This is a genomic window from Aliikangiella maris (assembly GCF_040719265.1).
Taxonomy (GTDB): Bacteria; Pseudomonadota; Gammaproteobacteria; order Enterobacterales; family Kangiellaceae; genus Aliikangiella; species Aliikangiella maris.
The window spans coordinates 1-12,761 of record NZ_JBFDAH010000011.1 but is presented as its reverse complement, the minus strand read 5'-3'; the positions used below and the strand labels follow the sequence as shown (position 1 = coordinate 12,761).

At 41.2% G+C, this 12,761-nt stretch carries 2 protein-coding genes; both read right to left on the bottom strand.

The window, feature by feature from the left end; all coding sequences use genetic code 11:
- Positions 1 to 30 precede the first annotated feature (30 nt).
- Positions 31 to 1,143, bottom strand: coding sequence for a MupA/Atu3671 family FMN-dependent luciferase-like monooxygenase (locus ABVT42_RS11725; protein WP_353896008.1), 1,113 nt, complete (start codon positions 1,141 to 1,143; stop codon positions 31 to 33).
- A gap of 121 nt (positions 1,144 to 1,264) precedes the next feature.
- On the bottom strand, positions 1,265 to 12,718 hold the full coding sequence (locus tag ABVT42_RS11720; RefSeq protein WP_367023820.1) for an SDR family NAD(P)-dependent oxidoreductase: 11,454 nt from the start codon (positions 12,716 to 12,718) through the stop codon (positions 1,265 to 1,267).
- Positions 12,719 to 12,761: the final 43 nt, after the last annotated feature.

The following is a 12,761-nucleotide window of genomic DNA, read 5'->3' as shown; positions in this document are numbered from 1 at the left end:
ATTTTTATAGTGGATTATGCTCTAACAAACTCACTGATTTTGTTTAACCAGTTGCTCCAGATAAATCAGCGAATCTTTAACCGCAGCATAATCAATACCAAAATCCTGCAAGAACGCAATATCATTGACCCCTACCTGCCTGGCATGGTCGATTTGTTTTTGACACATCGATAAGTCACCAAAAACACCACCAGTTTGAAAGTATCGCGCATAAGAGTAGTCGACCATTTTTTCCATTTCTTGTTGGTCTAGTTTTTTACCTGCTGCTTTCATGTGAGGTGCAAGACTACTGCGAATATAGTCCTTAAAAGGTTCGCGCACCACTCGATTTACCCACTCAGCATCGGGGTGAACGAAAGTATGCATCATTAAGGAAACAATACCCGCTTCAGGATCGAATCCTGCTTTAGCCCTCGCCTTGCGATAAGCCTTTATTTTTTTCTCTAATTCATTTAAGTCAATGCCATAAAGCATGGTAAAAATGTTGTACCCCATACTACCGGCATATTCAAACCCTTGTGGTGACGCCGAAACATACCAGATATTAATTTCTGGCTGAATGGGCCGCGGAAAAACTCGGGTGCTAAACATTTCACCATCGGGTCCGGCAAATTCAATACTCTCACCTCGCCACAATTTTTGAATCATGGGAATTCTTTCATTTCGTAAATTGACACGATCATGATAAGTATCGGGCGACAACACAAAATCGGCTTTATTCCAACCATTACCAATACCCAAATCCACTCGGCCATTTGACAAAATATCGACCATAGCCCAGTTTTCAACTATTTCTACCGGATGATGTAAAGTGGCGGTTACCGCTGCCGTACGCAAACGAATGTTTTTTGTTAACGGTGCAAAATAGGCCGCCATAATACTGTTGTTGGCGTAAATCGAACCAAACTCATAAAAATGTCGTTCGGGAAAATAAACCGCATGAAATCCGCTTTGGTCAGCAAACTCAACTAACTCTCTGGCAAAGCGATACTTATTTTGGTCAGTAATATCTTTTCTCACATCAGAGAAAAACAGATAACTAAATGTCATTGATTGACTGGCATTTTGCTTATTGTCAAATATTGATTTACTTTCGACACTCGCAAAAATATCTGCAATTTGCTGATTTTTATTTTGATTCATCTTTATCCCCGATATTTAAAAAACGATTATCAGTACACACTTTGAAGCGCTGAGGCATTAGACTGAAAAATCAGACTAAAACATCAAACAGAGACTCGAGCAAAAACACTAAACCCTTGCTTTAGGCGCATACCTGCGACAGTTTTTTTGCTAATAAATTAATCGTGGAATAATCGATCAGCCAGTTGGGTGCTATGTTAACGTTAAATTGCTTTTCTAATGCCGTGGTTAATTGCACCGCCGTAATCGAATCTAATCCATATTCCTGAAAGGTTTTATCAACATCAATAGCGGCTGCATTTATTTTCAAAATAGTCTGCATAGCTTCACTAAGTGTGCTTTTAATTTGATCAACCTGGGAAGAATCAGTATCGACAGATTTGCTTTTGGTTGCTATTGATTCAAGTCTGTTTTGGGCATTAGTTTCTGCTACCACTGAAGCACTTTGCTCGGCAAAATGATGTTGAGTGGCTGCCGCCCCCTCTTTTTTGGACACTGAATAATCAGTCGTATATGGCTTGGATTTAGCGGGCTTGACTCGATTATATTTTAATCCTGCCTGACCGCTATTAGCATTATCAGGCGCTATTGTCAGCGGTTTAAATGGCGGTTGATTATCCAAGGATTTTTTGTCGTACAAAGACTGTTTTTCATCCCAAATTTGAATCGCTTGAACAATCTGTGATAAGGCTGAATCACTGATGGAATCTTCAGGAATAGCAGAAATTTGTGCGATAAAGTCGGTTTTATCAATTTTTCCTGTAGTAAATTCTTGTACTAGCAGGTCAATATTGATTGTCGAACTTTCATTATTCAAAACCGATGCAGAGCTAGACGATAAACTCTGAGAAACATCTTGAAAATTTAATAAGGCTTTTACTTTATTGCGATCACTGGCAGCAATATAGCCAACCACATCCGCCACGCCATTTAAGCTGGCATCCATTAAGTGCATAGCTGATTGCGCATCAATAACTGACATGCCCATTTGTTCAAGCTGTTGAGTGCGAAGATTTAATTGTGCCTGATTAACCGCTCCATCAACTTCCCATTGCCCCCAACAGATAGCCAATGAACGACCACGGCGTTGTTGTTGTTTCACCAGTTGTTGGCGGTAATTAACAAAAGCATTTTGAAACGCGGTTGAGTAAGCATAGTCAGCCGATCCTTTTATACCAAACGCCGCCATTGATGAATAAATCATAAAAAAGTCTAGCGGTTGGTCTGCCATCATTTTGTCTATATTAATCGTTCCCTGAACTTTCGCAGCCATAATCTGATTAAACTCAGTAAAGGACTTATGAATAATCAGTGCATCTTTGACTCTACGCGCCATATGAATGACGCCCTGAATCACAATATTTTGTTGTGCCAGTTTTTGTTTTATTGCCAGTAACGCACTTTCATCTAAAATATCAACCTGATGATAAATCACTTGGCTTCCCAAAGACTCAATCGCAGCCAATTTATCTGCTACAACTTCGGCCGAACGGCTAGACAAGATCACCAGCCTTGCTTGATAGTGCGTTGCCAATTGATGACAAATTAATTGCCCGACATCACCCAGAGCCCCGACCATTAAATAAGTTGCCTGCTTTTTAAAACCAATGACCTGCGTACCGCTTTGATAATCAGTCAATTCATTCAGTTGTAGAACATAGCGCTGCTGCTCAATATACTGAATCATAGGTACACGCATAGCAGATAAATTAGCTGAGTGACTCTCTCCAGTTTGTTCAACAGAATTATGTAACCACTCTTCCAGTAATTTTCGAGCAATCGATTGTCTATCTTTCGTTGCAGTCATCGATAATGTTTGATAACAATGGTTTGGACACTCAAGCATTGCTGACTTAAACAAGCCACTTAAAGCCTGATACGCCAACTGCTCTTGGGCGTACAAAACACCATGATTAGTATAAAAGCAGTAGAGTGTTAGTTGTCGTTGTGATGCATTACTGATCGTTTGTTGTAAACATTCATAAATTACCTGTTGCTTATTTTCAATATTTATTGGGTCGTCTGTTTGACTTTCTACTTTATCCTTACTGTACTCATTTTTGGCCGCTGACGTCAGCGTTTGCATTTTTGAAATATCATCTGGCAGTAATATAAATAGTGTTACAGGCTGTTGACTCTGTTTCAGCAATTTTTCAAGTTGGTTTAACTGGTTGAACTGAACACCTGTAATCGACCAATGACTCGCAGGCAAGTCAGCAATCGTTAACAACTGTTGGCAAATACTTTTGAAGTTGTCATAATCGCTTACCTGATCACTGATAATCACAATATCTTGTGAGGGTTGAGTATGAATTTTGTGATACCAGTCTTGCTGATGTGCATCGAGCGGTTGTAACTGCCAAGATTCATTCAACACAACCCAGGACTTACCCGTTTTTTGGTTCAGTAATCCCTCCAACGTGGTATTCATTGGAGCACTAATCCCAATTCCCTTAACCGATAGACAAAGTTGCTGATGATTATTGTAAACCAATGCTAGAAAAGTTTTCTCTTTAGACGATGTAGCAGGCTGCTCTTCAACAACAACTAACCATTGATCCAAATTAGTTTGTGGTGTCATTTGCTGAGACGATTCAAGCATGTGGTATGTGTCACACTGCCAATTCAATTCATCAAACGCATAAATATCGGTAACCGATTCATTAACTAATTTTGCTGTTAATTCAAACAAACTTAATAACAGTCTGTTTAATAGTGAAGCTTGTGAAAAACCTTGCTGAGACAGACAGTCCTTATTAGATCTTGCAAGAGTCATGTCAACCTGAATGTCTTGATTGAAGCAGTCCGTTGCATTGGTTGTTAACAATTGAATATTGGCAGCAATCATTTGTTCAGTCTGAATAACATTTAAAATCTTGATATTATTTGGGGTCGCACTTGAATTGGCCATGCTGTCGTTCAATGCTTGCGGATACCCAATATTTTGACCGGCCAATTGTTCAGCGACCGGAGCAATATCCAAATTAACTGATTGAGACACTCGCCCAATATTTTGCGCAATTATTCCCTGACAATAGACAATCGATGATTCAGCAATTTCGGTACGACTTATTACTTTAAATTCAAAGCTATTTTCGATACTTGAATCAGACACCTTAAAGACCAGTTCAATAACACGAGCTTCATCACATGATATCGTATTGAGAAATACAACCTGCGACAGGCTCACTGCTGACTGAGTAGATTTTATTGCATCACTAAATGTCGCAATGACCCATTGTAATATGACCGACTCATGTAAATATCTTTCTTGATTGGTTAAAAGTTTCTCAGTAAATCGGTTGGGCTGTACCCTAACTTGATAAGCATGTCGATAAAAATCTGAAATATTCTCCCACACTGGATTGGCTTGCGAATTTAATTCATCACTTTGAGGGGGGTGATAAAGTCCACCATAACTGACACTATTTTGTGCCAGGCTATCAACCTCAAACCAAATTCGACTATTATCAAATGCATAAGTCGGCAGGTGTAATCGTTGTAAGGGCCCTTGAGGATAAAGTTGCTGCCATTGAATGTTTCCACCTTTTACCCATAAGGCCGCCAGCTTATGATATTTTTTCTTCGCCAGCCAGTTTTGTACAGTAAGCTGCCAATCTTCATCGGCGGTCAATTCACTAATATCTGACTTATTGTTTCTTACTCTGCCGGAATATACTGATTGCGCTTCAGTACCTTCAATTAAAAATGTATTGAGCGCTTCGATTAACGCATCGAAAGAATCCACAACCCAGGCAACTCTTTCCTGCATGGCATCACGCCCCACCTGTAAGGTATAAGCCAGATTTTGCAACGTTAAATTGTCACATTTCAAATCGGCTTTAAATTTATCATTCGTATCAGTTGCTGTTTCAGTTGCGGCATCCGTCATTGCTTCAGTCAGCGTCAATTGTTTTTGCAAAAACTCAAACAATTGGCGGACCATTTGCTGCAAACTTTGCGGTGTCTTTGCTGAAAGCGGAATAATAACCGATTGAGCACCCACCATTTTATCTTGTGCAAAAGATTTTTGCTGCACATGGTTTTCTTTCTGCACAAGATTATTAGCCGGTGGTGCGATATATTCTTCAAGAAGTACATGCGCATTGGCTCCACCAAACCCAAAAGAACTCACCCCTGCTCTTCGGGGAATAATTTGACCAGATTCGTCAGTCAGTCGCGACCAGTTTTCGTTTTGTTGCACAATATAAAATGGCGTATTTTGTAATTGTATATACGGATTAATTTTTTCACTGTGTAAAGATTTAACACGCATTGCCTGTTTAAATTGCAATAAAACTTTAATCACGCCGGCCACACCAGCAGATAATTCCAAATGTCCAATATTACTTTTAACCGATCCAATTCCGCAGTAGTAATGCTCATCCACGGATGTACTGTTACTGTAAGTTTGTTGCAACCGACTGAATGCAGCTTTTAAGCCATTTATTTCAACTGGATCACCGAGCTCAGTACCTGTACCATGCGCTTCAATATAAGTAACCGTACGCGGATCAATTTGTGCTTTATGGTAAGCCTGATAAATCAACTCAGCTTGCGCTTTAGGATTAGGTGAGGTTAAAGTGTTCGCCTTGCCACCATGATTTTCTGCACTGGCGCGAATAACACCGTAAATGGCATCGCCATCTTGTTGTGCATCGGTTAAACGTTTTAACAGTAACATGCCAATGCCTTCGCCACGCACATAACCATTAGCATCACTTGAAAATGTTTTACAGCGACCATCTTCACACAACATACCCGCTTTACTAAAGGCGATATGAGCCCAAGGGGTGATAATAATATTGACGCCACCAGCAATTGCCATATTGCAATTGTCGGCGGTAATTGCCTGTATTGCCCGGTGAATAGCAACCAAAGAGCTGGAACACGCCGTTTCGACTGGTTCACTCGGCCCATGTAAGTTTAATAAGTAGCTGATACGATTTGGTCCAACAGACGGCACCATGCCTGTTGAACTATAGCCTTCTATTGCAACACCAGCCTGATTTAATAAGTCTCCATAGCCACTGGTGGTAGTGCCAATAAAAATACCGGTATTTGTACCCGAAAGCGACTCACTGGCATACCCGGCATCTTCGATAACTTGCCAGACATAAGTCATCATCAAGCGTTGCTGTGGATCGATCAATTGTGCCTCTCTGGGCGTGATGCCAAAAAACAAAGGATCAAATTGATCAACACCGTCAATAAAACCACCCCATTTAATATTAGTTTTGTTGGGTTGTGTTTTTGGGTCGCCATAGAGTTCTTGCCAAAGCCAGCGATCACTTGGAATCTCACTAATACAATCTTTACCTAAAAATAAATTTTGCCAGAACTCAGCCAGATTTCTGGCTTGTGGAAAACGAGCACTAACACCAATGATTGCCACCGCCGAAGCTAATGAAGCCGCTGTGGTATGAGAGGGCTGACTAATATTTTGTTGTACCTGATTATCAGTCAATGTCGATAATTCAGTGTTCATTTTCGCATGATTTTTTCGCATCCAGGGCAAAGGTATTTTAATCATACTTTGCGCCGAACCTGCGCCTGACGATTCTGTGGTATGCACAATTTTTTCAGGTTGCACATCGATATGCATCTCGGTACTAACCGCTTGCCGCTCACCAATGGGGTGTTCTGATTGCCCGCCAAACTGCTTGACAAGTTGCACTCGATATTCTGTCAACAAATATTCAGCAAAGGTTTCAATAGTAGGGAATTCAAAGAAAACAGTTGGCGTGACGCCCATGTCATAAGTGCTATTAACCCGATTGGCAAACTCGGTAAAGCCAATTGAATCAAGACCATAATCACTTAATTCGGTTTCACAATCGAGCACGTCTATTTTAATTTTTAATTGCTCGGCAATCAGTTTTAATAGCGCTTGCTGTAACTGTTCAATTAACCATTCATCATTGGTATTTGAGGTATTCACACTCGCATTCCTCTGTTTATTATTATCAGTGACCGGTTTAATTACCGCTTGGGCAATCGCTTGATTTTGAGAATAGGCTTTTGCAATAACGCGGTCTTCCTTTGCTTGCGTTATTGGTTCAATAGTCTTAGCATTTTTTTCGACAGGTGTTTTTTCAAAATGGTTTTTATCGAGAGAGATATTTTCGCAAGCAGTCTGCGCTTCAGTCACCCCCAACAAATGATAAATTTTTTGCGGATTACCTTGAGTGACAACAACCTGAGCATAATCGCTCTGCAAACATTGCAGCAACACCTGAGTTGCTTTCTGTGCATTTAAAACCTGTAGGCCAGACTGTTGCGTCATCTGTTGCTTATCAGCATCAGATACCTGCATACCACCATCATCCCATAAAGGCCAATTAATCGAAATTATTTTGCCTAACGCAGACGCCCGTGAAGACTGCTTTTTAGCCGACAATAAAGACATATGCGCTAAGGCTAACTTATCCATCACACTATTTGCTATGGCATAATCAAACTGTCCCGCATTACCACTACATGCAGCAATCGAAGAAAACAACACCATAAAATCAAGCGACAAAGAAATCTGAGGTTGCGTTAACGCTTTCATCAACAATAAAGTCCCAGCCACTTTTGGTGCTAACACATGTTGTAATTCTTGTGCTGATTTGTTGCGAATAAAGTTATCTTGATTTAATCCGGCTGCGTGAAACACGCCATGTAGTTGGCCATACTTTTGCGCTATCCACTTGACTAATTCTGCAACCGCTTGTTCATTTGTAACATCAACACTACGATACACCAACTTGATTTGATTCGGTGGCAGATGTGATCGTCCTGACTCGTCTGACAACTTGCTGGTGATATCATTTAGATTAACTTCTGCACTGCGCCCAACCAAGACAATGGTTATGTTCAAAGAAATATTCGCAAGCATTTCGATTAACAGTCGACCAATCCCGCCCGCTCCACCGGTAATTAAATACACTCCATTTTGTTTAATTGGCGAATAATTGATTGATAAAGATCTGCTTGAAAACTGGCTGGCTGACGAGCTATTAAGTGAAGAAAGTTGATTAGATTTACGGTCAACATATTGTGGTAATGTAATTGCTTGATATTGAAAAACCTCAGGCTGCAGTCTATCGAAACGTATTAATTTATTCTCAGCGTAACAGCTGGCCGTAGCCAGTTGTACAATTTGTTGTTGAGCATTAGCATTACGATCAAGCAAAACCAACTGCACGCTAATTCTGCCATATTCTTTTTCTACCGACTTTAAACCCGCTACCAGAGCTTCTACAATCGAATGCCAATGACCCGGCATAACCAATTGCAGTTGTATAGGTTTAGCCGGATATTGTTTAATCAAAGATTGTATCGTGGCTAACAATTGCGAACAAATTTCGATAAAGCAACTTGTGAATGCCGTGTCAAATTCACTCTCTGCGGTAAACGAAGTATCCCAGGTATCGTTTTCATCAATTGAAATTACAATAACATGTGGTGCAGACTGTTCATTCAACAATTGAGTGAGACTTGTTAATCCTGCGGTTAGCACAATCTGTTTTGATTCAGCCGACAACGCAGATTGGGTAGCCTGAGAAAGCGATTGCCAAGTCGACGTAAAATAGCAGTCTGCTGAGTGGGCTAACAGGGTTTCTTCGGCGTGAGTCACGGACTTTTCCTGAATATTGCTCGACATTTTCCGACAATTTAATCCTTCTAAAACGCAGCTCAACTGACCATGCTGGTTATATAAGGCAATATTCAATTTTTGTACTTGGCTTGACTGACTAACATTATCTGCCAACTGAATCACGGCCCAGCAGTGCTCACCAACTTCACGGTAAATCGTCAAGTTATCTAGTCCAAAAGGCAAAGCAGCTTGTTCGGGTAATTCGTCATATAAACCAACACTGGCTTGAATCGCTGCATCTAACAACCCGGGATATAGCACAAACTGTTTTTGTTGTTGATGAAATTCTGCATCAAGTTTTAGCTCGGCCAAAACCAAATATTCTTTTTGTACTGTCTGATCTTGTTTTGCATTCTGTAATTGAGAAACATTTAATAGACAACGATTTAATTTAACCAATGTCCGATGGCTTTTACCATAATTCAAGCCAATATGGGCAAAGTGAGCATAACATACGTCGGCACTATAGGCAGTGTCATTAATTTGTTGTATTAGTGCATGAATATCAACTTTTGAATAATCCGCTTCTGCACTTTTCAAATCCTCATCATTCATCAGCGGATTAAGTTTAATCCGGCCCTGACAATGTTGTTGTGCAGCCTCATTTGTGCGCTGGCTTTCAACAACAAATGTCAATTGTTCTTCATCGATCACCTGCAATAAAACCCGCATCGTTTGCTCACTATCAATAAAAACAAACGGCGTAACCCAGACAATTTTTTCAAGCACTAATGGTGTTTGTGCGGCAACACCTAAAGCTGCGCAGGTTGCAGCCCGAATCATTTCAAGATAGGCAACACCTGGCATAACTTTATTACCTGCCACTTGATGATCTTTTAAGAAGTTTTCATGCCCGCTAAAAGTTGCTTCAAAAACAGGTTGAAAAACGGTAGAACAATTGCGATGAACCAATGGATGTAATTGTTGTAAATGCGTAGTTGAAATACTGGAAAAATGTTCAGCTTGATGAGCTGCTTCAAATTTAACGCCTGGTTGCGAGCAATTAGGCTGTACCCAGTACCTTTCTTTTGCAAAGGGATATAAAGGTAATTGCAAGCGCTGAACGTTTAAGTCCTCAAGGGTTATATTTTTGAGGCTTGACGGGTCGTTTGATTTTTGTTGTTGAGTTAAATAAATTTCACGCCAATCAAATACCCCGCCCATGGTCCACAGCTCAGCTAGCAGATGCCAACTTTGATCGTCGAGCAACTGTTTAGCGAGTGCTTGTTGTTGTTCAACGGATTCTGCTCGCGCACGCAATAACTGACGAGATCGCTTGGTATTTGCATAAAAAATATTTTTGGTTGATAACTGAGGCTCAGTAGAATTTTGATTTAATGCTTCTGCAACTTGTGCCAAACCACATTGCAACTCATCGAAAGATTCAACCAGCCAACAAACTCTTTCTTCCATTGCGCTGCGCGTAATTTGTAAACTTAATGCTAAATTAATCAGCAAATTATCATTTTTTGAGTCAGTTTCAAGCATATTTAAATACTGTGTCAGCTGCTCAATTTTTTGCAGTAACTGAGGAGAAGTTCGCGCCGATAAAGGCATCAAGACTTTTGTGGCCGGATAACCATCCACCAGTTTTTGATTCAACAAAGTCGCATTTGTTTTTAATGGCTCAGCAACAACCAGATGTGCGTTGGTACCACTGAATCCAAATGAGCTGATTGCCGCCATACGTTGCTGATCGGCCTTCACTTCCCAAGGTTGAAGTTGCTGGTTAATATAAAAAGGCGTGCTATCCAGTTGAATATGTTCATTGAGTTTTTCAAAATTGATGCTCGGAGGAAGTTGGCGATGCTTTAAAGCCAACATGAGCTTGATAAACCCGGCAATTCCTGCCGCTGTCAAACAGTGTCCAATATTGCTTTTTACTGAACCCAAGGCACAATATTGTTGTGCTTTCGCGCTGGATTTAAAGGCTTCTTTTAGTCCTTCAATCTCAATGGGGTCGCCCAATTTAGTACCCGTTCCATGCGCTTCAATTAGTTGAATCTGGTTTACATCTATAGCAAACCGCTGGTAAATATGCTCAATTAGGCGCGTTTGCGATTCTGCATTGGGTGCGGTGATGCCATTAGTTTTACCATCCTGGTTGACTCCCCAACCTTGGATTACCCCGTAAATATTATCTTGAGCCTCAACCGCATCAGCTAATCGCTTTAAAAGTACCACTCCAACAGCTTCGCCGGGCACAAAACCATTCGCCCGTTGATCAAAAGTAAAACAACGACCATCTTGCGATAACATCCCCGACTGCGCCGTTTTTATCAGCATATCGGGCGTGCTCATCACATACACACCGCCAGCCAATGCCACATCACTACTTTGACTATTCAAACTGTCACAAGCATTGGCAATGGCCACCAGTGAAGAAGAACACGCCGTATCAATGGACAAACAAGGTCCTTGTAAATTTAAAAAGTAGGCGATTCTGGCAGCGAGTATTGATGCGGCATCACCGGTAAAACCGTATGAGCTAATTTGCAGTTCTCGATCTAACAATCGATAATCACCACTAGCGCAACCAACAAAAACGCCACAGAGTTGATGATCAAAATCAAATGGGTCGTAGCCCGCATCTTCAATCGCATGCCAGCAGTTTTGTAAAAACAGGCGCTGCTGCGGATCCATATGCTCGGCTTCTACCGGAGAAATATTAAAGAACAACGGATCAAAGCAATCATAGTCTGCTAATGCCCCCATCCATTTACTATTGGTTTTGCCAGTTGGCGCAGTACTACCTGCCTGATAGAGCGTCGATAAGTCCCAACGATTGGTGGTAATATCTTGAATACAATTTTTTCCGCTGGCGATATTTTCCCAAAACTCAGTCAGGTTATCGGCTTGTGGAAATTGTCCTGCCATCCCGACAACAGCAATCGGCATTGCTGCCATGCTATCAATTTGTGTTGTCTTTCCACCGTGGCCATGTTGTGGGTTTTCTGTTTGACCGTTTTGTTTAATTTGCCATGACTTAAGTTGATGAGTTTCTATTAATAAATTTGAAGTATGTGTCCGAGCATGTTGCACCGGCGATATGATATCAGTGCGCCTACTCAAATCAGTCGTATCTTTTTGGCTTAACAAAGCTTGTTGAGAAACCGTTTTAGATAAATCTTCATTCGGTGTGTACGGCTTAATAGCTGGCAGTTGACTGACAATATGAGCAGCCATTTTTTGCAACGTAGAATATTGATAAACCACTGTTGCTTCTAGATCTAACTTTTTATCATGGCACTTGTCATTTGAGTTCTGGTTATTAAAAAACTCATTAATTTTACGAATCCAGGTTACACCGGTAATGGAATCCAGTCCGAGGTCAATAAACTGCGCCGTAGTTTCAATTTCATCAACCGCTAAATGTAATTCACTGGCCAGCAACTCACCTATTACCGCTAACACCACATTGCTGTCAGTGGCTTGTGGGTCAGTTTGTACGGCGTTAGCTTCCTTCTGTTCAGTTTTAAATGTTTCAGTTTTAATTGTTTCAGTCTCAGCCATTTCTGTCTCGGTGACAGACTGAACCGGCCCCAGTAGCCCACGGACATACTCTACCATTTGTCCCAACGTCGGATAGCTGTACACCTTGGTCGCTTCAATATCCAATTTAAAGTGTGCATTAATTTGTCGTATCCAGGTCACCCCAGTAATGGAATCTAAACCTAAATCTATCAGCTGAGCCTGCTCATCAATTTCCTCTACCGCCAGATGCAACTCATCAGCCAGCAGTTGTGCCACCACCGGCAAGACGGCAACCGGATGACTCGATATATTGGCAACACCGGTGTTAGTGGTTGCTGACTCATTTACCGATGATGGATTCACCAATGATGAACGCTCAGACACCGCTTGCTCACCGGCAAACCGCTGCTCAATCCGCGCCAATGTCTCACCTTGTCCCACAAAGGTCTGCTCATGCATCTGTACTTCCGCTGCATAAGTGGCCGCCAACTGCGCCTTAAGC